Raw genomic sequence first — 25685 nt, 5'->3', positions numbered from 1 at the left:
TTTTCATTTGGAGCGGGGCTTGGAGACGCTGACGCTGCACCATTTTCCGGCATAGGAGAAGGCTTAGCAGAATTCGATTTCTTTTTCTTAGAAAAATCTGGTTCCGCATAAGAATTTCCCAAATGATAGATGCCGTCATCGCCATAAACAGTGTATGATGAGCCTGAGTTTGCATTATAGTTGTCAGCAGTCGTTTTTGTGACAACATAAAGGATTATCAAGCAGATTATAACTATCCCATCATCAACAACAGCAACCCTTCCATCCGGGTCGGTATACCTCACCGGATTGTTCCCCGCGTAGTGGTAACAATTGAGATTGATTGGACTGACAGCCCCCAATCTCAATGGATTTCAGGCGCTTTCTGGCTTAAAAGTTCCACTTTTCGGCTCCAGAAAGAAAAAGTTCGGCTCAGAATTTAAAATCCTCCATAAAAAATTCTATCGGCGGAAAACTTCCGTCGGTGAAAAATTCTAAAACCACTCGTCAGAAAATTCGAGCGGTTTTAGAACGGCAAAAACTACGCTATATGTAGAGTAATCCTTAATTTTCTCCGGAAAAGGCGCTTTTTGTGGCGGGCTTTCCGGGGAAAAGTGGATTTTTTGGCTTCCTACAAATCACGATTTTGGGGAAGTGGAGATTTTGAATTTTCTTCTATACCTCAAAGCTGGATGAACAGCATTGCTCAGTTTGTCAAACAAATTCTACAGGGTCTATATCAATATCCCAATGAGGTCTTATTCCTTCTTCAATAAAAATTTTTAATAATTTTTTGCTGATTATATACATTCCAGTTAGTTTTGATGAATTGTGCTCATAGAGTTCATTGAAATCAAGCAGACTGGCTTCCGCTTCCTTATGAAGACGGACGGTTGTATCCGGTATGCAGACCCTGTGATTTATACAGTTGCAATCTTCATCTGAAAACTTAATATACTTAAGGTCAAGCACATTTTGAAGAATCCTTGTCGGCTTCATCTGGAAATTCGTTTTGGATGCCTCTCCCTTATAGTTTAGCAGTTCCCAGAACTCAACTCCGGAAATATTGTGCTGCTGGATTTTTTCCATGAATTCAGAGGAGACAATCCAGTACGCCCAAAACGGGTTTACAAATTTTTTTGCTGCATATTTTTTTGAAAGGCCTTTAACGACAAAAGGAGAAATCTGTTTTAATCCTTCCTTACACTTTGGACAGTAATTAGTGTAGTCAAAAGATGCATTCCCATTCATTTCAAATTCAAAATCAATAAAGCGTATTCCTGTATCAGGTTTTATTTGTCCGGTACAATAGAAGAAGTCGAACTCCATTAATTCTTCATCTTCATAATATTTAAAATCATTGGTAATTTCAAAATCACCAATCGTTCTTAGATACGACAGAACATTATCACCCTCTTCATTTGTAATTCCGTTAAGAATGACAAATGACTTTGCATAAGAAAATTTTCCAGAAATCATCTTCTTTATGTTCTTTACCATTTCTTTACTTATTTCAAATCTTGCTGTCAAAAAAATTTCTCTTTTCATTACGAACCTTCATTTAAATTGAATCAAGCCAGGCTTTTGTAACCTCGACCATTTCAGGGAAATCTGCATATACTTCTTTTGCCTTTTTTAAAATTGCCTCTTTAAAAGCTCCCATACCTTCGGTCTTGTAAACTTTTCTAAGATCATCTAGAGCTCTGTTCCATTCTGTTGAAAATCCACTATGTGTTGCCTTGTCAATTACAACAGAAGCAAAATCTTCAACCTTTTGTCCTAATTCTTCAGCTAACGCCTGAGGTACAAGATGATGAGCTTCTATTGTACTTTTATACCCCTTAGTCACCTTTTGCAAATCTGAATACTTTCCGAATACTCTCTCACCGTCTTTTATTGCGTCAACAAAGGCATCTGCGACGCCAGCTGCCTTTGCAGCCCGGGAAACTTTGCCCATTTTCCGTGTGCCTTCAGCAATTCGAATAACTTTACCAGCACCAGTTGCCCCAGGAATAAACAAACAGCCGACATCAGCCCCTAGTGCAGCCCAAGCCCACGGATTTGCAGGAGTTGCAGCAATTTCCACAATATTCCATGCAATTCCAACAATATCCATAAAGATATCTAAGAATCTTCCATCCGGGTCGGTATACTTAACAGGATTGTTCCCCGCGTAGTGGTAACAATTGGACTGACAGCCCCCAATTTCAATGGATTTCAGGCATTTTCCGGCTTAAAAACCCGGTTTTAGGCTCCAAAAGGACAAAGCTCAGCTCAAGTTTAAAAATCCTCCGTTTAGAATTTTATCAGCGGAAAACTTCCGTCCGCGAAAAATTCTAAAACAACTCGTCAGAAAATTCGAGCGGTTTTAGAACTGTAAAAACTACGCTATATGTAGCGTAATCCTTAATTTTCCCCGAAAAAGGCGCTTTTTGTGGCAGGCTTTCCGGGGAAAAAGTGGATTTTTGGGTATTCCTACAAATCGCGATTTGGGGGAGGAATAAACACCTGCACCACATGCTTAGATGAAGATGATGGATGCAGTATAATTAAGTTATCTTTTACTATCAGGCAGTTCAAAATATTTCGTCCACATATTGTATTTTAATACCTTATCTGAATCTATTTCATCTGAACTAGATATAGTCTTTGAATAAAAATGTGCAAGCAATGCAGAAAATTCAGCCGGGGATGTATATTCATTGTCTACCGTACATGGATGATCTGTAAAATGATATTTATGGTCTTTTCTTATATGATTTTCTTCCAGCCATTTTATAACTGAAGAGATATCTTTTTCATCTAGGAGCAGGGCCGTATGGAAATAAGCATAATCTTCATCAAATTTTAAATTACAACTTTTTAATTCATCTATAACATGCCGGCTTTTTTCATCATAAAAATTGTTCACTATTAAGTAACCTAAATTAGGACAATCAATTAATTTCAGTTTGTTTTTTTGATTTCGAATTAAATATTCTGCTGCCTCAGTGTAACCTGTATTCAATAATCCACTGAATATTTTATAAACAGTTGTTGAATCAAGGTCATGTGATTCTAAATAGTCCTTTACTAGCCAATCTATGAATTTTTGATTTCTAGTATTCAATGCTAAAGAAAATGGTGTATCATAAATATCGTCATTATTACATGAGAATAAATCTGCGCCCTTAATAACTAGGCTCGTGGCAGATTCATTGTCTTCTAATTTTAAAGCCCAATACAAAGCAGTTTGTGCTTTATACACAATATCTGCTTTCTTAAGAGTGTTTATAAGTAATAGTGCAGACTTTGGATCTTTTTTTATTTCAAGAGAAACTCTCAACAGCTCATTTTGAATGGATGAAGAGAGTTTTAGATCACTACTTAAAAGTTTTTCAATTTTTTTATAATCACTGAAATAATAACTCTTTTGCAGTTCTTCTATTTTACGCTCATTGGAAATACTGCATAGAAAAAAAAATTAATATATTAAGATTCATGCAGAAAAACATCATTTTAATTAACTTATTTTTAATCTGTAATTTTGATAACATATATTTTGTCCATTCCATTATTATTTACATATTCATCGGTTATCTTCTGATTGTCGCTCCATTCTGATTCTGCTTTATAGTAAAACTTCTTTAGTGTTTTTTTCCATCCGGGTCCACATACCGCACCGGATTGTTCCTCGCGTAGTGATAACAATTGAGATTTTGGGGGAAGTGGCAAAAGAATTACATCAGTATTCAATCTCTGGTAAAGTAAAACTTGCACAATAAACTTGTGAGACATATTTTTCTTTAAATTTACGCCACAATAGTTTTTCAGGATTTCCAAATGGAAATGGGTAAACAACTCGATAATAAACTTTTACTTCGCTAAAAGGTTTTGCCACGAAAACATTGACTTTATCAGAAAATTGCCAATTATTTTTATATGACTCCCAAACCATTCTCATACATAATAAGTGCTCCGAATCGGATACCCGTTGTGTTTTATATTCGTCCAAATACGAAAAATACAGGCTGGTATCATAATCAGGAATTGATTTTTTTCCATTTATATGAATTTCCTCAACAATAAGTGCCGTTGAAACATATTCTGAAAAATATTTGCTTCGCCCCCTTTCCTTGCAATACGGAAGATTAAAAACAACAGAACTTCCCTCGCGAATCGCCTGTATTTGTTCGAGCTCAGTTGAAAAAATGAAATTTGAAATACAAAGAAAAATCAAAAGAATCAACTTTTTTTTCATCTTGGTAACCTCCAATTATTCTTTTTACCTGAAAAATTATCCCTCAAAGACCATGTTTTTGTTCTGGAGCTTTCTCACCGTAACAAAAACCGTTTATGTATAACCGATATGTGCCAAAAGCTAAACTTTCTTTATTACCTATAAGCACTATATATCTCCCTTTGGCATAAATCTAAACTGCTCAGGGAGCTCACTAGGAAGTTGCTTTGTTTTTCCTTCATAACTCCCATTCCAATTCGCAGTCGAATCCGTAGCCAAGTCCGCCGCAAAGCTTTATGTGTGGCAGAACCGTCTCCCTCGACATCTTGAGCCAGCTTTTTCTTTCTCCAATCGCAATTTTTCGTCACACGGATTTAAAAAAATCTAACGATTTTTCCTCAGAAATTGCATCAGCAATTCCTAATCCGCATGAGTATTTTCAAAGAACTGTTTTTCAAAGCTTCGGATTATAATAGAAGAAAGATGTTGGTTTGTAAATTAACAGTACGGTCACGCCCGACTGTACGGTATAGCAGCACAAAACTTACCAGTCATGCTGAACTCGAATCAGCATCTACGTTTGCCACTCAAACTCTGCGCAAAAATTCAGAAACAGACTCAAAATAACGTTATCAAATTAAGTTTTTTCTCAGTCTGAAACTTCTTATTTTAAGATTAATTTATCACACATCTAGACAGATTTGACTTTTTGTTCGTCATGGCAAAAAAAATACTTACCGTTGATTTTCACCTTAAAGTTTTAAAGTCTGTTTTATGATAACAAAAATAAAATTAAAAAAGGGAAAATTTTATGAAAAAACAATTTTTTTTTGCAATTTTACTGACACTTTCACAAATCGCGTTTGGCAATCCAAATTATAAAAACGGGAATGGAACTGTTATTTCTTCGACTGAAAAAAATGGATTGAAAACTACGATTCGGAAATGTGTAATTAAAAATGTAAAAATCGGTGATTTGCTTGAAGAAAAAAATCGAAACATTTATGAAGATTACATTGGCAATAAAGTCATTGGAAAATTAAAAGACAATGATGAAATAAACGTTTTGGAAGTCCTAACGGTTGAATATTTGACAAAACCAAAAAATAAATGGGGCGAAGCAGCTGGGCAATTGTGGTATAAGATTCAGTTGAATAATTCAAAAGGCTGTATCTGCGTTAGTCAAAAATCGTTAGGCGAATATGTGAATCCGTATTATGAAAATCGGTATGAGGTATTAGAAGAAATTCAGGGGGCTAAAAAATGGGCGGTAAGAAGACTAAAACAATCCGTTTCGATTTGGGAAAGGCTGAACGTTAGGGATAAACCCGGTCTCGAAGGAAAGAAAGTTTTCCTTCTTCATAATTTTGAAACGAGGTCTCGTTCGTTGCAAGAAAATTATGAAATTCATGCAATAACCGAAGAGACTGAAACAATTGATGGTCTAACAGACCATTAGTTAAAAATTGAATATGAACCGAATAAATTTGGCTGGATTTTTGGCGGATATGTGACTGTAGAACGTGGTGGTCCCAAATATTATGCACCTGAAAATTTGGTGCTTTTTGAGTTATCAAATTATTAAGGGAAACGCTGCAAGTTGGCTTTTAGGGATTGAGTTGATTTTGTGCGTTTCCCGAGACTTTTCTAACGAAAACTCTCGCTCGGGTGGAGGCTCTTACAAGTGTTCGCAAAACGCAGCGGCAAGGAATGCCGCGTTTTACGAGAAGAGTTTTATTGCTCGCGCTCCGCTCGCAATTAGGGGGAGGCTCGACAAGTTGGCTTTTGGAGTTCATATTGATTCGTGCGTTTCCCGAGACTTTTCTAGCGAAAACTCTCGCTCTGGTGGAGGCTCTTACAAGTGTTCGCAAAACGCGGCGGCAACTCATGCCTCGTTTTGCGGGGACAGCTTTATTGCTCGCGCCACGCTCGCAATTAAGTGGGACTCAGTAAGTTGGCTTTTGGATTTCACGTTGATTCGTGCGTTTTCAAAGACTTTTTTAGCGAAAATTCTCGCTCGGGGAACGTGCAGGTGCTCGTAAAAACACGGTGCAAATATTTTCTGTTAAAGAACTATCAACAACAACTGTTCATGTAAAACATCATTGTAAATTTGAAGTTCTAGGATTACAATCTATTTTAATTTTTACATCATAGAGTTTATGGAGATTGTTTTGAAAAGCCCTCGTAAAAGTCTTAGTTTTAAAATCATTCTTACGGTATTAATTGGAACTTGCCTTTCTAATCTTATTATTGGGGGTGTCGTAAGCTTACAAACTTCGCACTCAATGCAGCAAATGATGTATGATGATTTACTGCATTCTGTAACGGCGGTTGCTAGAGACATGCGCACTAACAATGAGCGTGAAGTCCGGATGCTCCAGACGCTTGCGCTGAACTCTCAGTTGATGGATCCAGAAGTGAGCCTTCTTGAAAAAACTCAGATTGCCAGAGTTGTTACGGTCGCTGATTCCGGTTATATTGACGTGTCTGTGCTGGATATGTCTGGTCAGGGCTACGATAAAGACTCTGGCGAAGTTTTTTCTGCAGCTTCTCAGGAGTATTTTACCCGTGCTTCCCGCGGCGAACTCGTTATTACAGACCCTGAAGTAAACGAAAAGACAAAAGCTGTTACAATGACCTATTCGTACCCGGTAAAAGATGTCGGTGGACGCGTCATAAATGTCGTCTACTGCGTGGTTGACGGTTTTAAGCTCAGTAATCTCTGCATGGAACATCCCATGTCAAACAATAGAAAGCCGTATGTCATCAGTGCCGCAACAAAAATCACTCTGGCAAACGAAGACCACTGGAAAGTCGGAGTTGAAGATGTAGGAAAAATCGAGCGGCAGAATCAGGGCACGTCACTCGGCGACCATCTTACGCTGATGCTTTCTGGAAAAACTGGCAGTGATGTTTATGACGATAACGGCAAAAGATGGATGTCTGTGTTTGAGCGCATTCCCGACACGAATTGGATTGCCGCATGTTCCGTTCCGTTCTCGGACTTTCAGGAAAAAGTCAACCGGCTGATGAACTATATCATCGCCGCATTTATCGTGCTAACAATTGTTTCTCTGGCGGTTGTCGGAATTGTAATTCGTTTTTCAGTCCGACCGCTTCGCAAACTCAAAACCGCAATCATTGATATTTCAAGCGGTAATGCGGATTTAACCAAACGTTTGCAGGTTAAATCAAAAGATGAAGTTGGCGATGTCGTTCTGGGCTTTAATGTGTTTACCGAAAAGCTCCAATCGATTATTTCACAGGTAAAGTTTTCAAAGGATGATTTGCACGTTGCCGGAAGCCAGATGAGCGATGTTACAGAGGACACGGCAGCGTCTATTACCCAGATTCTCTCAAACATAGAAAGAGTGAACCGGCAGATTATGAATCAGTCCGGCAGCGTGGATGAGACAGCCAGCGCCATCAATGAGATTGCCTCAAATATTGCATCTCTTGAGCACATGATTGAAAGCCAGTATGCCCAAGTTTCGCAGGCATCAGCAGCCGTTGAGCAGATGATTGGAAATATTTCGAGCGTTAATCAGACAGTGGAAAAGATGGCTGGCTCTTTTGAGGAACTTGACGCTAATGCAAAAACTGGAGCTGCAAAGCAGGAAGATGTGAACAACCGAATCGAGCAGATTAAAACTCAGAGCGAAATGCTCCAGGACGCGAACACAGTTATTTCTGCGATTGCGGAGCAGACGAACCTTCTTGCCATGAACGCCGCAATCGAGGCGGCCCACGCAGGCGAGGCTGGAAAAGGATTCAGCGTTGTTGCTGACGAAATCAGGAAACTGTCGGAAAACTCAAGCGAACAGTCAAAAACAATCGGCGTGCAGCTTGAAAAAATCCGCACGTCAATCGATGGCGTGGTTTCTGCTTCGGCAGAGTCAAGCACGGCATTCCAATCCGTAACCGAAAAAATCCGTGATACCGATCAGCTCGTGCGTCAGATTCACGCGGCCATGCAGGAACAGCAGGCCGGAAGTCAGCAGATTGGCGACGCACTTCATGCGATGAACGACAGCACGGCGGAAGTGCGCGCAGCCTCCGCAGAAATGACCGAAGGCAACAAGCAGATTCTGAGTGAAATACAGAAATTGCAGAATGCTACGGGCAAAATCAAAGACAGCATTGGTGAAATGAGCATAGGAGCAAGAAAAATTCACGAAACCGGAACTGCGCTCTCAGAAATAAACGGTGTAATGAACGGCTCCATCGAAAAAATCGGCAGCGAAATCGATTTGTTCAAAGTTTGACGTTACCTGACAAATACTGTCGCCGGGTAAAAACTTTGATTTCCTAGTTCGGAATGGCATTATGCAACGAAATTGTTGGAATAGCCCCATTCCGCATTATGAATTTGCTCATGCAAAAATCCGTGCTATCGTCCGCTAGCGCCAGCACGGATTTTTAGTCTGCTTTTAACAATGCGTTTGCCCTGTGGAGCTATTATTGGCGTGTTGTCACTTTACCGCTTTTATTGATATAATTTGCAATATTTCTCTTTTTAAATTGAGGTTTCTTTGTGTTTTTAAAATCACTTGACATATTCGGATTCAAATCATTTGCAGACAAAACCCATGTAGAATTTGCAGACGGAATTACGGCACTTTTGGGACCAAACGGCTGTGGAAAAAGCAACGTCGTTGATGCCGTAAAATGGGTACTTGCTGAAAACAAAGCAAAAAATCTTCGTGCGGACACAATGGAATCAGTCATCTTTAACGGAACTGAAACCCGTCCGCCATTAAATATTGCGGAAGTTACGCTTACAATCTCGAACGAAAATCACCTTCTTCCAATGGACGAGCCAGAAATCGCATTAAAGCGAAGACTTTACCGTTCAGGCGAAAATGAATATTACATCAACAACCGGCAGGTTGGTCCTACCGAAATCCGGCGACTTTTTATGGACACAGGAGTTGGAAAGGCGGCCTATTCCGTAATGGAACAAGGAAAAATCGACCAGATTCTTTCAAGCAAACCGGAAGACAGGCGCTATCTTTTTGAAGAAGCGGCAGGAATTTCTCGAAGCAAAGCCGAAGTTGCCGAAGCTGAACGCGAACTTGAACGCACGCGGCAGAACCTTGCCCAAATTGAGGCGGCTCTTTCAGAAAACAAGCGAAGCTACGAGACTCTCAAAGTTCAGAGCGAAAAAACAATAAAATATCGTGCGCTAAAAGATGAGATTTTTAACGACGAGCTTGACATTCAACTTTTACGACTCAAAGATTTTGTGCAGAATCAGGCACGACAGACTCAGGCAAAAGAAGAGATTTCTCAAAAACGCAATGCGATTCAGGCAGAAATCGACGAGATTCTGAACACGCTCACCGAGAACAACGACAAAATCAAAGACCTGCAGAAAAAAATGAACGAATTGCAGCAGGAACTTATCAAAATTCAGACCGAGAAAACCGGAAAGGCAGAAATGGCGCAGAATCTTAACAGCCAGGCAAGCCAAATCCGCGAAAAAATCGGGCAGCTCGAAGTTCACAAGCGAGCAATCGAAGAGCGAATCGAAAGTCTTACCGACGAAATCGACGAGCAGGAAGCAGACCTTCACACAAAAACAAAGCAGCTCGACGACGTAAGGAAAAATATCGATTCTTTCAAACAAAATATCGAAGATGCCTCAAAACAGATTACCGAAAACGATGTAAAAGCAAAGGAAAGCCAAAAAGAAATCGAATCTTTGGACGAGGAACGCGAAAAATTCCAGGAAGAACTTGAATCGATTACAGAAGACATCGTTACAGAACTTGACGCAAAACTTAAAGACTCGGGATTCAGTGCTGCGGCAAGCAAAGAGGCAAAAGAGAATCTTGACACTCTCGTAAGCAAACTGAAAATCTTTGCAGACGGACGAAAAAACATCTTCTCGGATTATGCGTCAATAAAAGGTCACACAGAAGCAGATGCGGCAAAGTTTACGGCAGAAGCAATCGACGCAATTACCGAAGTAAAAAATCTTGTCCTTCAAATCGAAGATGCGGTTTTAAAATATTCAAAAACTGTCCCGAATTTTATTGACGAATTTCTTTCGCCGGAAGGAATCATCACACAAAAAAGAAATATTGACAGAAACATTTCTGAAAATCTCAAAAAAAATCGAAACAATCAAAAACCGAATCGAAAATTACAAGGCAGAAAATCTTGGGCTTGCAGAAAAAATCGATGAATACAAGGATTCTTTGGGAGATCTTCGAATCAACGAAACAAAAATGTCGGAGCAGATTAATTCCCTAAAATCCCAGACCGACCTTTTGAGGCGAAACCTTGCGAGCGAAAAAAGCAGCCTTACACGCAACGACGAGGAACTTTTTAACGAGCAAAAACGTCAGGAAGAGATTCAGGATCAAATTGAAGAAATTCAGAGTGATCTTTCGCTCATTGAGCGTCGCGGCCAGGAATGTGCCGACAATATGGGAAATCTCGACAAAGAAATTCAGGCTTGTAATTCCAGCGTAAGCGGAAAGCAGAACGCGCTTTCTAAAAAACGCGAAGAGCAGCACAAAATTCAGGCACAATACGAAAAGCTCACGCTTGACCTCGTAACCAGCGAGAACGACATTAAAAACATAAAGCAGAATTTTATTGACACGCACTCCCGCGATTTAATGGAATTCGAAGAACGAATGTACAAAATAACCACTTCTTCGGCAGTTCTTCGCGAAAAACTCAGCAAGTCAAAAGAAGACTTGAAGAATCTCGGTTCTGTAAACCTTATGGCCCCGGAGGAATTCGGGGAGCAAAAGGAACGATACGAAAAACTTCAGGCAAATTACGACGACACGAACAAATCAATGGAAAATCTTTTGCGAGTTTCTGAAGAAATCAAGTCAAAATCTACAGAAATGTTCATTACGACTTACAACAAAATCAAAAAGAATTTCCACAATATGTTCCGCAGACTTTTTGGCGGCGGACGTGGCGAACTCCGTTTGACAGAGCCAGAAAACGTACTCACTTCGGGTATTGACATTTATGCAGAGCCACCTGGAAAAAAACTCCAGAATATTGCGCTTCTTTCTGGTGGCGAAAAAACCATGACGGCGGTGGCTTTGCTCTTTGCAACGTATCAGGTTCGCCCTTCTCCATTCTGTCTTCTTGACGAGATTGACGCGGCCCTCGACGACAAAAACGTTATGAGTTTCGTGCAGGTTTTGCGCGCATTTGCAAAACTCAGCCAGTACATCGTTATTACTCACAATAAAAAGACAGTTCTTGCCGCAAGTTCGCTTTTAGGTGTTACAATGGAAGAGTCCGGCGTAAGTAAAATTATTACTATGCGCCTAGACAAGAGCCTAAAATCAGCTTCTGCGATTCCTGAAGCAGAGGAATTCAAAGAAGAAGATGTTGAACTGGAATCTGGCGTAGTCATTCCGCCGCGTCCGCCAAAACGAATTTACAACGAAGACGGAACGATTACCGACCCTGTTATAGAACAATACGAAAAGGAACGAAAGGAAGCTATAAAAAAGGCAAAAGCCGAGGCAAAAGCCGCACGGGAAGCTGAAAAACTCGCGCAGGAACAAGCCGAAAAAACGGAAGATACCGAGAATACTGAAAATAATTCCAAAAAAGATACGAATTCCGACCAGAATTCTGACGATAATCTAAACAGCGGCGATTCATCAGAAATTGGCACAAAAACAAATGAATAGGTGGTGGCGCAATGATTGACATGGATGAAATAAGAGAAAGAATTGATGATTTGATTCATAACAGACCAATCGTTTTCTTTACCACTGTAATTATTTTAATCCTTTTTTTGATTGGACTCGTCGTTCTGTTGATTCAGACTTCTCCTTCATCGGCAAAGGTAAAAACCGAAAAAGAAATAGCTTTTACCCCCGATGAAGAAATCATGATTCCGGACGCGCCTGACGCCGAAAAAGATTATTTTCCGTCAAGAGCGACCGAAAGCCGCTGGAGCGATGCAGAACTCGAAAAATGGTTCACTTACCCTAACGACAAAATCATGCAGAAACTTGAGAAGTCAAATGACAAGATTGTGGATGATATAACAGGGAACGCACCGTAATGAAAAAATCTTTGACTGTAAGTCTTGCCTTTCTAGGAACATCGTTAGTACTATTCTCATGTGCTTCAACAAAAAAAGTTGACTCCGAATCCGTTCAGCCAATTGAAGATTCTGCAAACGAAAATAGCAAAGCTTCCGAGGACGGCGATTTTTCCCTTGAAAAAGTTTCCAAAAATGATTTGATTTTGGAAAACGAGTTTTCTGGAAGCGAAAAAAAACAGTTTGAAAAAGACAGAGCTGAATTTGAAGTTCAGACAGCTGGTACTACAGAAATATCGTACAAAGAACTCTTACAGGAAGAAATAACTCAAAAAACGCAAGTCGCAAATAGCGAAATCGGAACAATCGAAGAAAATACTCAAGCCACAGACAGCGCAACCGCCACAGAGAATGCGGAAACCGCGGCAAAAGAAACAGAAACTACATCTGTCAATCAAAAACGTATCGTACAAAAAAGCCTGCACAAAATATTCTCGAAAAGACAGATAAGACAGAAAAAGAAAATCAGGAATCAAAAAAAACTGATGAAACAATTATAAATTCACTCACAAAAGATTCAGCAGTTCATGAAGCAGACAAAACTGACCCAAAAGAAACTGAATCGGAGAGCGGTGATTCTGAAGAGGACACTTTTGAGGAAAAAATCACTCCTTCAAGGTCCATCACGTTAAAAAACAACTTGCAATTCGACGTGGAGTATCCTGGAAGCGGCTGGGTTTACCTTGGCGAGAATGAGCAGCAGCAAATGTTCTCTTTCAATGGAAGAAAAACAAAAGATGATGTTACGATATTTTCTTTGAGAACAAGAAAATCAGGTTCATCAATCCTTCACTTCTATAAAAATGACGCACTTACCGGCAAATATATCGACGACTACCTTGAAGTTAACGTAACCGAAGAACTTGCCACCGATGCGGAAAAAGTCATTGTTCCGTCTTACGAAGAACTTGTGCCGGCAAAACCAATTCGGGAGCCTAGACAGGCTGTTGAATACGTTGCAGAGAATACAGAGAATCTCGCGCCGTTAAAAACAAATCCGGCTTCTCAAAAAGAAGTTGCAAGCAGCGGCAAAAAAGATTCTCAGTCGGCTTCAAAAAAGGCTGAAGGCAAAGCCTCTTCGGCAACAAAAGCGGTAAGCACTCCGACAGCAAAAAAATCTTCAACTGCCAATGCAGAAACAAAAACTGACGCTAAAAAAACAAGCGAAAAAGAAGCTGCTTCAAAGACAAAGGCAGAAGAATCTTCAAAAACGGAACAGGCAAAAAACGACAGTGAGAAAACAGAAAAACTCGAAAGCCTCGTAAAAGAAACGAACGTTACCAAAATCGATGCGGACGAAGTTACGGAAAGCATTGAAGCGGAGAGCCTACTCGAAAATGCAAACAAAGCTCTTAGCGAAAAAAAATATGATGAAGCATTAAAGTACGCCCAGAATTACATTGCAGGCAGTTCAAAAAATCTGGACGAAGCTTACTATATACTTGGCCAGATTTATGAGTCAAATTCAAAACTCAAAAACATAAAATCTTCTGTTAAATTTTACAGCAAAGTTGTGGACGACTACCCTCTCAGCAAATTCTGGGCTCCTTCAAACAATCGGCTCGTATATTTGCGAAGATTCTATATTGACATTCGATAGCCAAAAAATACAATTACAGGGAAAAATTCTATAATAATCACGGACGCAACAATGAAAAAAACAAAATTAAGCGCAGCATTATTTTTGGGAGCAATGCTTCTTACATCTTGCTCAGTAAAACAAGTTCAGTACAGCGAGAGAACAGTTTCGGTACAGGGAACTGGAGTCATTACAGTTGAAAATGACAATGCGATAATCGTTCTCTCGGTAATCACGCGGGATCCAGAATCTACGATTGCTGCAGCAGCAAACGCAGAAAAAATGACAAAAGTTCAGGACGCAATTATTGCGTCGGGTTGTCCAAAAGACTCGCTCACAACACAGAACTACATCATCAATCAGGATTACAATTACCAGACGCAGACTTACGGAAATTACACCGTAACAAATCAGATTAAAATTGCGCTAAAAGACCTTTCGATTACAAACAAAATAATCGATGAGGCAATAAAAGCCGGCGCAAACAACGTTTCTCAGCTCGATTTCTTTGTTTCTGACACGAACATGGCTTACAAACAGGCTCGTACAATGGCCGTTCAGAACGCGCAGGAAGCTGCAAACCTTATCGCAGGAGCCAGCGGGGCAAAACTCGGAAAGGTTCTCAGTATAAAAGAAGTTCCTTCGGGACGCTCAGGCTGGGTCGGAAACGGATTTGTAGCCGCAAAAGCAGAAATGGCTGCACCAGAGACACCGATTCAGGGCGGAAGCCAGGAATTTTCTGTCGTTGTTGACGCAGTATACGAAATTAAATAAAACTATTTGAACAAACATATTGGAGAACAAATAAAATGCTAGATTACAGATTTATTAAAGAAAATCTTGATGCTGTAAAACAAAACATCATCAACAGGAATATGAATGCTGATGCTGATTTGGTTGTAAAACTTTTTGACGAAAGAACAGCACTCACAACAAAATTGCAGGCTTTGCAGCAGCAGAGAAACGCTAATGCGGCAGCAATGAAACAGAAACTTGACGCGGACACACGCGCAAAATATATCGAAGAAGGAAAAAAGATTAAGGAAGATGTTTCTGCAGCAGAAAAAGAGCTTAGCGAAATAGAAGCAAAGCTTGACGAAGCTGGACGCCAGATTCCTAACATGTGTCACCCTGACACACCAATCGGAAAACTCGACACAGAAAATCTTGAAGTAAAAAAAGTCGGAACACCGCGAAAATTTGACTTTAAGCCAAAAGACCATGTTCAGCTCGGCGAAGAGCTTGATATTATTGATTTTGAGCGCGGAACAAAAGTTTCTGGTCCAAAATTCTACTATCTTAAAAACGAGGCTGTTTTCCTTGAGCAGGCATTGATTATGTACGCTCTCAACATTTTGAGAAAACACGGATTCACGACTTTTATTACGCCTGACGTTGCAAAAGAAGAAGTTCTCAAGGGAATTGGATTCAATCCACGCGGAAATGAGTCTAACGTTTATGCAATCGAGGACGAGGGCACTTGTCTCGTAGCAACTGCAGAAATCACACTCGGAGGATTCCACTCTGGAGAGATTCTCGACAAGGCTCAGCTCCCACTCTTCTACTGCGGTCTCTCACACTGCTTTAGACGCGAGGCTGGCGGTGCCGGACAGTTCTCAAAAGGATTGTACCGTGTTCACCAGTTCGACAAAGTTGAAATGTTCGTTTACTGTCTCCCGGAGCAGAGCAACGAATTACACGAAAAACTCCGCCTCATTGAGGAAGAGATTTTTACAGGCCTTGGTCTTCCATTCCACGTTGTTGATACTTGTACAGGAGATTTGGGCGCACCTGCATACCGCAAGTGGGACCTTGAGGCATGGATGCCAGGACGAGCAAACGAAGAGCACCCAGAAGGCGACTACGGCGAAGTTACGTCAACTTCAAACTGCACAGACTATCAGGCACGCCGCTTGAACGTAAAATACCACGACGATGACGGAAAGAACAAATACGTTCACATGCTGAACGGAACTGCAATCGCTGTAGGACGAGCAATGCTCGCAATCCTTGAGAACTATCAGAATGCAGACGGTTCTGTTACAATTCCAGAAGTTTTGAGACCAATCTGCGGATTCGACAAAATCGGTCCAAAAAAGGATGTAAAGGATCCGGTTTATCATTCTTCTAAAAAATAAAATTAGAATTTGAAATTTTACGGTCATTGGGCGTAGTCAAAATGCAACAAACGTGTTTTTGGCTACGCTCAACCACATATTTTTAAGCTGGCAAACGGATGACGGAAAAAAAATCAACCAAAATAATCATAATTCTGCTTTTTTTATAAGCCTCGTATTTGCGGTGGCAATAGCAAAAATACTCGCTTCATTTTTTAAGCCAGTCGTTCTTTCTTTTTTGATTTCGTTTCTTTTTATTCCGCTCATAAAGCGACTTAACATAAAGTGCCGCATACCGTGGACGCTGGCCATTCTTATTGTTTACGTAATTTTCTTTGGAATTTTTATAGGACTTTCAAACATTCTTGCGGCAAGCATTGAGTCAATTTTAAAAGCGATTCCAGAATACAATACGCGATTTATTTCGATTTACAACAAACTTTCACAGGCTTTGGACGCAAATTCTAAGATTCTTTTCTTTTTTGACTTAAACACAGACAAATCCCTGATTCAAAATCTTTTTGAACAGTTAAATATTTTTTCTGCCTTAAAACAAGTGGCAATAAACTTTACGGGCGGATTTTTTACATTTACAAAAACACTTTTCCTCGTAATTCTTTTGTCATTTTTCTTGCTCACGGAAATGCATTTTACGCGCCGAAAAATCAACACTGCATTCGAAGGAAACAACTTAAAACGCGTGCACAAAATCGTGAACAATGTGATTTCTGAAATAACCCACTTTATTACGATAAAGTTCATAATTTCGCTCGCAACGGGAATTGTAATAACACTCGCCTGCTGTGCCATCAAAATGGACTTTCCGCTCGTTTGGGGATTTTTTGCATTCGCAATGAATTTTATTCCGACTTTTGGCTCGATAATTTCTTGCGTAATAACAATTATGTTTTCAATCTTGCAGTTCTACCCTTCTCCGCTTCCAATCGTAGTAATTTCGCTCATATTGGTAACGACGAATTTTGCGCTCGGAAACATAATTGAGCCAAAAATCGAGGGTGAAAACCTGGGACTTTCTCCGTTCATAATTTTATTGAGTTTGTCGTTCTGGGGCTGGCTCTGGGGCATTCTCGGAATGCTGATTGCAGTTCCGCTCATGGTAATCGTAAAGATTTTCTGCGAGAATATTTCGTTTTTGAATCCAATCGCAATTTTTATTGGCGGAAATCCAAAAGACAAGCAAAGTTCAAAAGAGTCTAATGCGTAAATTTTGACACAGATAGGCACCGATAAGGTGGTTTCGACTACGCTCAACCACCGTGGGTATCTGCGTTAAAAGCTATGAAGCTTTACGGTCATTGAGCCTGTCGAAATGACTTTGCAAGTTGGCTGAGGTTTCGATACGCTCCGCTACTCAACCACCGATATTTTAAATTTTTGGGTGCTCTGGGATTTCAGAAATAAAACGCAAATCTTCTTGCTTTATTGAAGAAAAAACTGCATTTACCGCGCATTTTTCGTTGTTGTCAGAAATAAAAACGTCTTCTATCCGAAGGTCAGCAAAAACTTTACGCTCCTTTAACGGCCCTTTTATTGGAAAATTCATCAGAACAGAAAAAACAGCCCCTGACGAAAAGAAAAGATATTTTTTTTTGCAAACAAAAACGATTCTCGATGAGTCAAGATAAATAACGGCTGGCGGAATAAAACGGTCCTGAAGCGAAGTGATTTTTTGAGATTCCGCAGAATCGGAAAAATAACGCGCAATCGAAATCAAAAACGCGCCGTCTCCAATTGACTGGGAACGACCGCAGGCTTTTACAATCGAAACTAATTTTTCAAGATACGCTTTTACGTCAAGTTTTATTTTTTCGTCCACTTCGCTAAATGCCGGCGTTTTAAAAATTGCGTATTCTGGCTCGCAAAAGCACTCAATTCCCAACGAAACATTTTTTGCAACCGCATTTTTTGATTTTGAATCGCCCAAAATGACCAGCGAAAAATCTTTTTTTCTTGCAATGATGTCTTCTTCAATGTGGCTTATAACGGGCGGAACAAAAACTTCCACGCCTAAAGACGAAGTTTCCAGGGTGGTAAGAAAAAACAATCCCACCCGATTGTAGTAAAACTGAACTTTTACGTTTTTACCGACAAATCTCAAAATTGAGACAGACGGATTTCTTATCAAAATCACATCACTTTTTATCATTTGAATATTTTCTGCCTTTACGACAACAGGAAACATTCCGGCAAAGGGCTTGTTTTTTGAATCAGTCCCATTAAAAAGTGACAAAGAAAGCGGCAAATCGGTTTTAGAAAGATATTCGAGAACAAGAGCGCGCTCAATTCCGGTAAGGGATTTTCCAGCCATTTATTTTCCCCACTTTACAATTTGAATCTGGTCGATTTTCCAGGACGGCGTTTCAAGCAAAAGAAAAACATTCAGGTCTAGAAAAGCACTTGCAGAGCAAAGCCTCACAGGAACTTGATAGTTCGTGCCATCAATAAACGGCTCTCCGAACAAAAAAGATGAAAAATAGCCAGATTTTGTTTTCTTAAAACTTTTCTGGGCAATTTTATTAAAATCCGAATTAAATATTGCAAGAGAATAAAGACAGTTCTTTGCCATATAATTGTCGGCATTTTCGCCTAAAGAAACAGCCTTGCAAAAATCTAGAAGGATTTTCTGCATTTCATCGGGCAACAAAGACGAATCAAGAAGTGCAAAGCCTTCTACATACGGAAAGATTTGAGCCGACTCATCATGGACTGCGGAGAGAACGGCGGCAGGAGAAAGTTTTACGCTCTTTAGAATTCCAGGGACAACCGAAATTTCTTTTGAAAGTTTGTCCCCTTCAATTTCTTCGGTCCACGAAGTTTCGTTTATGATTTTGTCTGCCTGAAACTTTAATGTGCTAGTCTCGTCAAAAAAAGATTCTGCCGAGTGTTCGTTCGAGCATGAAAAAAATAAAATCGCGGCGAAGAAAACAAAAATAAAAGATAAAAATGATTGAAAAACTGTTTTTTTGCAACTACAAACTTTTAACATAAATCTCTCTAAATTATTGTGCACGTATTATGGTATTTTTGATGCTTCAACTTCACTCAGCACCCACAGCTTACGCATCTCTAGTATAACGAATAACAAATAAGAGTCATGCAGAACTTGTTTCAGCACCTATATTTAGAGATTCCGAAACATAGGAAGCGTTAAAAAATTGCATTGCAATTTTAGAGAGCTCTCCGTAGCAACTGTGTTGCGTAATGTTCGGAATGAACAGTTATCTGAAATCCAATGTACTAATTTATTGAATATTTTAAACCTTGTATTATTATCGGACTTATTGCAAGATAGCTCTAAAATTATTCAAAAATATTTTCTTATTTTATTTTAAGAATTTAAGCCTAAAAAGTTGCGAACCAAAATATTTTGGCATATAATTTATATAGAGTATTTTAAAAATCGCTTAGGAGACTTTAGAAAATGGATGTTCACAACTTAATGGAAGAATTAGTAACCCAGCATGTAAATATAATCTATGACTTACTTAAAAATTCAAATTCATCATGGCTGAGCTGCGATTGCGAAAATTGCCGACTCGATACAATCAGTTATGTTTTGAACAGAATTCCACCCAAATACGTAGTTTCAGGGCGTGGCGTAACATACAGTTCAAAATCTGTTGAAGATGATCACCAGCTCAAAGCCGATATTGACGCACTCAGCAACGAAGGAATTAGGCTTGTAAGCGAAACAAAGAGACCTTTCCACTCATTTCCACGAAAAGATTGCGAAATTGACATACCAGAAATTCCTTCGTTCAACTTTCCTACTTTTATGGGAACGATTTTGGACGGAACAACGTTCGAACCAATCGCGGGCGCAAAAGTCACTTTGCATGACGACCAGGGACAGCTCGTAGAAATGGTTGACAGGACTTGGGCAAATCCGGCAAAAACATACAATTCAACACGCGGAACGTATTCGTTCTGGATAAAATCTTTGCAGACAGACAAACCGGGGATTACAAAAAAATTCCATTTTACATTGCAAGTCGAAGCCGATGATTACACACCGATTATTTATTCGTTCGAAGTGCCAGTCACCAGCGATTCCGTTGTAAAAAATGAATTGAATTCAGTGTTTGCAATAAAAATCAAAGATTTAATTTTGTTCAAAACGGATATAACAAATCCTATGGAAGAACAGTAGATTTTACGGGCACCAAAACGGCAGCCCGTAAAAAAAATACTTTTTGTTCAAAAAATTTTCTAAAATCCCTTGAACAAAAAAAATCATTATGCTATATTAATCAACGTCAGCAATGACAATGGGCAGTTAGCTCAGTTGGTAGAGCCCCTGGTTTACACCCAGGTTGTCGGGAGTTCGAGTCTCTCACTGCCCAACTCTCAAACATCCTTTACATAACTCTCCTTAATTTATCCTGCTAGTATTTACAAGCAGGATTTTTTATTTTCTCATATATTTTTCAACTTCCATAAATTAATATTAAAACTACCCAAAAAGGTAGTACAAAAACCAATTTTTATATCTTAAAATAAAAATATCTCTAAAAACTCGATTTTTTGTCGATTTTAAAGCGACTGACATGAGTAAATTTAAGAGAACATTAAAAATTGAAGTTTTCCGAAATTTTCTTATGTCATTCTGAATTTGTTTCAGAATCTATGCTTCGGCTCCGCCAATAGCCAAGATGCCGAAATAAATTCGGCATGACACACAAACTTGTACGAGAATAACACGCGGACAATGAACTTTTGGTCAATCCCGACAATTTTTGAATGATCGGCTTTGCGATAGGGAATGAATCAAAAAAATCAAATTAAAGACTGGTAAAAAATGATTAAAAGTTTGGATTATAAAATTTTCAAATACATTTTTCTCTTGATAATCTTTTTTAATTCAGTTTTTATGCTCTCTGCCACTGAACTCACTTTTAAAATCACACCAACAGGAGCATTGCCATTTCTTACGACAAAAGTTGACAGATACAACAAAGTTGGTGGAGGAGCATACTTTTCTTCCGGCGTGAATTTTCTTGAAATTTTCAATGCCGGCCCGGATTTGGGACTGCTCTTTCTTCCTAAAAACAATTACGGGAACCTAAAAGAAGGCGAGGACGCTGCCGTAACTTTCATTTTTTATGGGCTTCACGGGGGTGTTTTGGTTTATCCAGGCTCTCGAATAGAAGTTGAGGCGGGAATTGGAGGCGGAGCATACATGGGAATTACGAATCAGTATTATCATTATGCACCGTACTACAAGGCTTTTGGCGACGTTGCCTTTAGATTTACACCAGACTGGACTGTTGGCGCGAACGTTTCTTGGTTCGACTATCAGTACGACACTTACTGGGGAAATCCAGGTGCAGCGGGAGTTTCCGTTGGCGTTTCGGTTCGATACAAAATCGATACAAAAAAGTCTACAGGAAAGGTTGACAGCCGAGTTATGCAGGACGAAAACGTTTTTCCGCTCATGTACAAACTCTATACAGAAAACCCATTCGGGACTATTATAATAGAAAATAACGAGACCGCAGAGATTCGAGACGTAAAAATCTCGTTCAGGGCCGGAGACTATACAGCTTCGGAGCTGGAATGCGGAAGCGTTAAGATTTTAAAAAAGCATAAAACTCTCGAAATTCCGATTATGGCGAATTTCAGTGAAAAAATCCTTCAGTTCTCTGAGGAAGGCAAAATTCCTGGGGAACTTGTAGTTCGTTACAAAATCCTCGGACAGCCAAGAACGGCCATTTCCCCGGTCGTTATTCCTGTCTACAACCGAAACCAAGTACGCTGGTCTGACCCCGCAATCTTGTCTTGCTACATTTCTACAAAAGGTCAGGAAATCCTTGAGCTCTCAAAATATCTCGTAGGAGTTGCCCGCGGACATTTGCGTTCAGGGCTTAACAGAAACATGCAATTTGCAATGTATCTTTACGAAGGAATCAGGCTGGCAGGAATCAACTACAAAGCCGATGCAGAAACGCCATACAATTCCTATCATTTGGATGCGGAGCAGGTTGACTATATTCAGTATCCTTTTCAGACATTGCTGTACAAAACAGGCGACAAAGATGATTTAGGAGTCCTTTTTATGTCGCTTTTGGAATCTGTAGGAATCGACACAGCTTTTATTCCGTTGGAGAAAGACTTTATTGTTGCATTCAACCTAAAAACTGCGGCATCAAAAGTAAACACGCTTTTTGACGGTTCAGACCGAGTGCTTTTTATTGATGACGAAATTTGGATTCCAGTTTCCATGACGATGCTCCGTGAAGGATTTGTAAACGCGTGGTATAAGGCAATTATTGAAGTTCAAAGCCTTATGAACGCGGGCGAGGAACTTCCTTTTGTAAGTCTTAGCGAAGCATGGCAGTCTTACCCGCAGGTAGGTTATTCAAGTGGAGAGGATATAAACGCACGCGCGCCTGAATCGACGGTCGTTGCGGCGGCAGAAATTGACCTTGCGCGCTACATAACCGCGGAGTTTGGTCCGCAGATTGCGGCGGTACAAAACCAGATAAAACAGGAAGGCGCGTCCACAAAGCTTTACAACAAACTCGGAATGCTCTACGTTCGCGCGGGAATGTATTCGAGCGCAATTCCGATTTTTGAGCAGTCGGCAAAGATGGGTTCCGTAAGTGCAATGACGAACCTTGGAAACATTGCCAGCACGCAAAAACGCTATCTTGACGCAAAAAAATGGTTCGAAAAAGCACTTGAACTTGAGCCAGGCAACAAGAGTGCAAAGAAGAATCTTAACAGGGTAATGGGCGAAATTGAGCCAGAGTAATAAATATGTCAGGAAAAAGGTCTAGATTTTTTAGAAAACAAAACACGGTCTCAAAAAAGCTGATTGCACTAACATTGGCAACAGCACTAGCCGTTATGCCTATGTCGGCAGAGGGTGATGTGTCCGTAACGATTTTTCCACATTTTATGAAGTCGCTTTCGGTTGGCGACACGCACGACATTAACGGCGGTTACGGAGCCGGCGTTAAGCTTTCCTACGCTCCAAACAAATACATGGACTTGTTTGTTGAAGGCGACTATTTGAACCTTACGCTTCCGAACGTTGACCCGATTACGGTTATGAACGGCAACGTGGGAATCGAATACAAAATTCCAATTTCTGACAGAATAAACCTTGGAGTCTCTGCGGAAGCCGGCGGTTACAAGGCAACTTACAAGGCCAACATGACGGGGCTTACGGGAGGAGCCTCGCTTTCGCTTTCGTATAAATTCGGTCCTACGCTTTCAAGCGAAACAAAAACCACGTTAAATCACTATTCAGCGGGAGATACAGGACTCGTAACAAGCGCAATGGTTTCTCCGGGACTTTCCGTAAACTTAACGGAAGCATTGCAGAACAAAACAAAAGTCAAAGTCAACACAAAATCAATCTCTCCAGTATTCCCGGTTTTGCACTCGTGGTACAACGACAATTCTTTTGCCACAATCGAAGTTAAAAACGAAGAAGATTATGACATTGAGCAGGTGACTGTTAGTTTCTTCCAGCCACTTTACATGAGCCAGCCAAAAGTGTGCGCGGTAAAAGAAAAAGTTGGAAAAGAAGAATCTTTTGACACGGACATTACCGCATTCTTTAACGAACGAATGCTCGATTTAATTGAAAAGACAGACACTCAGGCGACCGTGACCGTAAAATACGTTTGTTTGGGAAAAGAAAAAACTTTGGAATATCCGATGACGATTCCGGTTTACGACCGAAACTCAATGTCGTGGGACGACGACCGACGAGCCGCGGCGTTCGTTTCGTCTAAAGACCCGGCCGCAATGTGGTACGCAAAATATATTTCGAGTATCGTTCACGACAACATGCGAAGCGGCGTTGCAGAAAACATTCAGTATGCGATGGGAATTTTTGAAACGCTCGACAAATTTGGCCTAAACTACGTAATCGACCCGTCATCTTCGTATGCAGACAACATCGGAACGGCTTCCATTGACTTTTTGCAGTTCCCCTACCAGACCTTAATGTATCGTGGCGGAGACTGCGACGACATTTCGATTCTCGTTTGCTCGCTTTTTGAGGCGGTTGGAATCGACACGGCATTCATCACGATTCCTGGGCACATTTTTATGGCATTCAATTCAGGACTTACGGTTGATGAAGCTAAAAAAGAATTCAGCTCAATGGAAAACTTTATTGTAAGGGACAACGAAGTTTGGGTTCCGCTGGAAATTACGCTCACCGACGAAGGATTCAACAAAGCCTGGCGTGTAGGCGCGCGGGAATGGAATCAGGCGGACAAGAACGGCACGGCCTGCCTTTATAAAATGCGTGACTCATGGAAAACTTACAAGCCTGTTAGCGTTCCTGGGGCTGCAATCAAATTTACGATGCTCGAAGACAACAAGATTGAAGATGCTTTTGAGACGGGAATCGTAACTTGGATTAATCACGAAATCTCGCCGATGGCGAACGAATACAAAACGGCAATCGCACAAACTGATTCTGATGAAATTATAAATTCCCTCGGTGCGCTTTACGCTCGATACGGTTTGTTCGTAAAAGCCGACGACCAGTTCAAAAAATCTCGCCGACGAGGATATTTGCCTTCCCTCTTGAATACGGCGAACATGTATTTTTCTACAAAGGATTACGAGCTGGCTTTAAAATGGTACAAGAAGGTTCTGGAAACCGAGCCAGACAACATGCTTGCCACTTTGGGCGTTGCCCGCTGTTGTTACGAGCTTGAGCTATACGACGAGTGCGATGCGGCTTACGCAAAAATCCGAAGCGATTCTCCACAACTCGCAGCAGATTATTCGTATTTGGGGGCGTTCGAAAACAAGAACGGACGAAGTTTTTCTCTTTCGGACCGTCTCGGAAAAACAATTTGGGTAAACGACTTTCTTGACATGCGTGAGTATGACAAAACAACTCTCGCAATGACGGAGGAAGAAGAAACGGCTTCTGAAGATTTTTCTTCGAACACGGATTTAATTCCGCCAGAAGAATTGCTCGCAAGTTTACCGCAGGGGCTTTTGCGCCCGGATTCGGAAGTCCAGCCAGCCGAGGATAAAAATACGGCGGTCGCTTCCGCTCCTAAGGCTAAAACTCCAGAGGATTTTGGCGGAGAGATTTTCGTAGGTCTTGTAAACGAAATTGCCATTCGTAACACGGAAAAAGAAAATTACGAGGAATCACATTCTATTGAATCTCATATTCCACTTCTCGTGCCAGACGCTCAAATTGCCCAGAGCGAAGATGAAGAATCAACTGAACTCGCAATCGCAGATACGCAAGAAGAACTTGAAATTCCGAATCCGAACGTGTACGAAAGTTTTGATGCGGTGGCAACTTCTAACGAACACTCGCGCCACGATGACGACGACGAAAAACTCTTTACGAGCATTCCGATAACAAGCCCAAAAACCAAAAGCGAGACTTACATTGCCCAGGCATTGGACGAACCGATTAACGAAGAACCTGTTCACGAAGAAGATAGCAAACCGCGTCCAGCCGAGGAATTTGAACTTGCCACTGCCCCGCACACAACGGAAAAGCCGGAGACTGAACAAGTTGCCGTTGCGGAGCCAATCGTAAAGCCTCAGGAAATTGCTTTGGCAAGCGAGCCTGTAAATGCGGAGCCAACTTACCAAGCTGAAAGTGCACAGGTTTTAACAGGCTCAATCAACACTCCACAGGCTGAACTTGCCACGGCAGTTGAACCAGTTGAAACT

Annotated in this window: 19 protein-coding genes and 1 tRNA gene; 14 read left to right on the top strand and 6 right to left on the bottom strand. The window is 40.5% G+C overall.

What is annotated here, in order from left to right:
• Positions 1 to 693: 693 nt before the first annotated feature.
• The 4 genes from JI65_RS13280 to JI65_RS13265 form a co-directional block, all read right to left on the bottom strand.
• On the bottom strand, positions 694 to 1527 hold the full coding sequence (locus JI65_RS13280) for a hypothetical protein (RefSeq protein WP_191017488.1): 834 nt from the start codon (positions 1525 to 1527) through the stop codon (positions 694 to 696).
• Positions 1528 to 1540: 13 nt separating this feature from the next.
• Positions 1541 to 2095, bottom strand: a complete 555-nt coding sequence (locus tag JI65_RS13275; RefSeq protein ID WP_191017485.1) for a hypothetical protein — start codon at positions 2093 to 2095, stop codon at positions 1541 to 1543.
• A gap of 438 nt (positions 2096 to 2533) precedes the next feature.
• Positions 2534 to 3304 carry a hypothetical protein gene (locus JI65_RS13270; protein WP_191017483.1) on the bottom strand — a complete coding sequence of 257 codons (771 nt, stop codon included), beginning with the start codon at positions 3302 to 3304 and terminating at the stop codon, positions 2534 to 2536.
• A 399-nt stretch (positions 3305 to 3703) separates the two neighbouring features.
• Positions 3704 to 4219, bottom strand: coding sequence for a hypothetical protein (locus JI65_RS13265; RefSeq protein WP_191017481.1), 516 nt, complete (start codon positions 4217 to 4219; stop codon positions 3704 to 3706).
• 790 nt (positions 4220 to 5009) lie between these two features.
• Here JI65_RS13265 and JI65_RS13260 point away from each other — a divergent pair.
• From JI65_RS13260 to JI65_RS13220, 10 genes are all read left to right on the top strand, one after another.
• On the top strand, positions 5010 to 5657 hold the full coding sequence (locus JI65_RS13260; RefSeq protein ID WP_191017478.1) for a hypothetical protein: 648 nt from the start codon (positions 5010 to 5012) through the stop codon (positions 5655 to 5657).
• Between the two features lie 715 nt (positions 5658 to 6372).
• Positions 6373 to 8466 carry a methyl-accepting chemotaxis protein gene (locus JI65_RS13255; protein WP_242457252.1) on the top strand — a complete coding sequence of 698 codons (2094 nt, stop codon included), beginning with the start codon at positions 6373 to 6375 and terminating at the stop codon, positions 8464 to 8466.
• Positions 8467 to 8735: 269 nt separating this feature from the next.
• Positions 8736 to 10391, top strand: a complete 1656-nt coding sequence (locus tag JI65_RS17690; RefSeq protein WP_340138448.1) for a chromosome segregation SMC family protein — start codon at positions 8736 to 8738, stop codon at positions 10389 to 10391.
• A complete protein-coding gene (locus tag JI65_RS17685) occupies positions 10288 to 11877 on the top strand; it encodes a coiled-coil domain-containing protein (protein ID WP_340138447.1) in 1590 nt (529 codons plus the stop codon). The genes JI65_RS17690 and JI65_RS17685 overlap by 104 nt, the downstream gene beginning before the upstream one ends.
• 20 nt (positions 11878 to 11897) lie before the next feature.
• Positions 11898 to 12257: a hypothetical protein gene (locus JI65_RS13245; protein ID WP_191017476.1), complete on the top strand. Its 360-nt coding sequence runs from the start codon at positions 11898 to 11900 to the stop codon at positions 12255 to 12257.
• Positions 12257 to 12796, top strand: coding sequence for a hypothetical protein (locus JI65_RS13240; protein ID WP_191017474.1), 540 nt, complete (start codon positions 12257 to 12259; stop codon positions 12794 to 12796). Before JI65_RS13245 ends, JI65_RS13240 begins: the two co-directional genes overlap by 1 nt.
• 152 nt (positions 12797 to 12948) lie before the next feature.
• Positions 12949 to 13896 carry an outer membrane protein assembly factor BamD gene (locus JI65_RS13235; RefSeq protein ID WP_191017472.1) on the top strand — a complete coding sequence of 316 codons (948 nt, stop codon included), beginning with the start codon at positions 12949 to 12951 and terminating at the stop codon, positions 13894 to 13896.
• A gap of 51 nt (positions 13897 to 13947) precedes the next feature.
• Complete coding sequence (locus tag JI65_RS13230; protein WP_191017471.1) at positions 13948 to 14649, top strand: SIMPL domain-containing protein; 702 nt, start codon at positions 13948 to 13950, stop codon at positions 14647 to 14649.
• A 35-nt stretch (positions 14650 to 14684) separates the two neighbouring features.
• Positions 14685 to 16013, top strand: coding sequence for a serine--tRNA ligase (gene serS, locus JI65_RS13225; protein WP_191017469.1), 1329 nt, complete (start codon positions 14685 to 14687; stop codon positions 16011 to 16013).
• Positions 16014 to 16071: 58 nt separating this feature from the next.
• Positions 16072 to 17217 carry an AI-2E family transporter gene (locus tag JI65_RS13220; protein WP_242457251.1) on the top strand — a complete coding sequence of 382 codons (1146 nt, stop codon included), beginning with the start codon at positions 16072 to 16074 and terminating at the stop codon, positions 17215 to 17217.
• Positions 17218 to 17379: 162 nt separating this feature from the next.
• Here the strand turns inward: JI65_RS13220 and JI65_RS13215 are convergent, their stop codons facing one another.
• Both JI65_RS13215 and JI65_RS13210 read right to left on the bottom strand, forming a co-directional pair.
• Positions 17380 to 18321: a hypothetical protein gene (locus JI65_RS13215; protein ID WP_191017467.1), complete on the bottom strand. Its 942-nt coding sequence runs from the start codon at positions 18319 to 18321 to the stop codon at positions 17380 to 17382.
• The gene (locus JI65_RS13210) at positions 18322 to 18999 is read right to left on the bottom strand and encodes a hypothetical protein (RefSeq protein WP_191017465.1); all 678 of its coding nucleotides are present in this window, start codon (positions 18997 to 18999) and stop codon (positions 18322 to 18324) included.
• A 435-nt stretch (positions 19000 to 19434) separates the two neighbouring features.
• Here JI65_RS13210 and JI65_RS13205 point away from each other — a divergent pair, with 435 nt between their 5' ends.
• The 4 genes from JI65_RS13205 to JI65_RS13190 form a co-directional block, all read left to right on the top strand.
• A complete protein-coding gene (locus JI65_RS13205; RefSeq protein WP_191017463.1) occupies positions 19435 to 20163 on the top strand; it encodes a late competence development ComFB family protein in 729 nt (242 codons plus the stop codon).
• A 120-nt stretch (positions 20164 to 20283) separates the two neighbouring features.
• A tRNA-Val gene (locus tag JI65_RS13200) sits at positions 20284 to 20356 on the top strand.
• A gap of 467 nt (positions 20357 to 20823) precedes the next feature.
• Complete coding sequence (locus JI65_RS13195; protein ID WP_191017461.1) at positions 20824 to 22767, top strand: tetratricopeptide repeat protein; 1944 nt, start codon at positions 20824 to 20826, stop codon at positions 22765 to 22767.
• A gap of 5 nt (positions 22768 to 22772) precedes the next feature.
• Positions 22773 to 25685: tetratricopeptide repeat protein (locus JI65_RS13190; RefSeq protein ID WP_191017459.1), on the top strand; the 2913-nt coding region annotated here is incomplete at its 3' end.

Origin of the sequence: Treponema zioleckii (genome assembly GCF_014737315.1) — a bacterium.
Lineage (GTDB): Bacteria > Spirochaetota > Spirochaetia > Treponematales > Treponemataceae > Treponema_D > Treponema_D zioleckii.
This window is presented reverse-complemented; position numbering and strand designations above follow the sequence as displayed.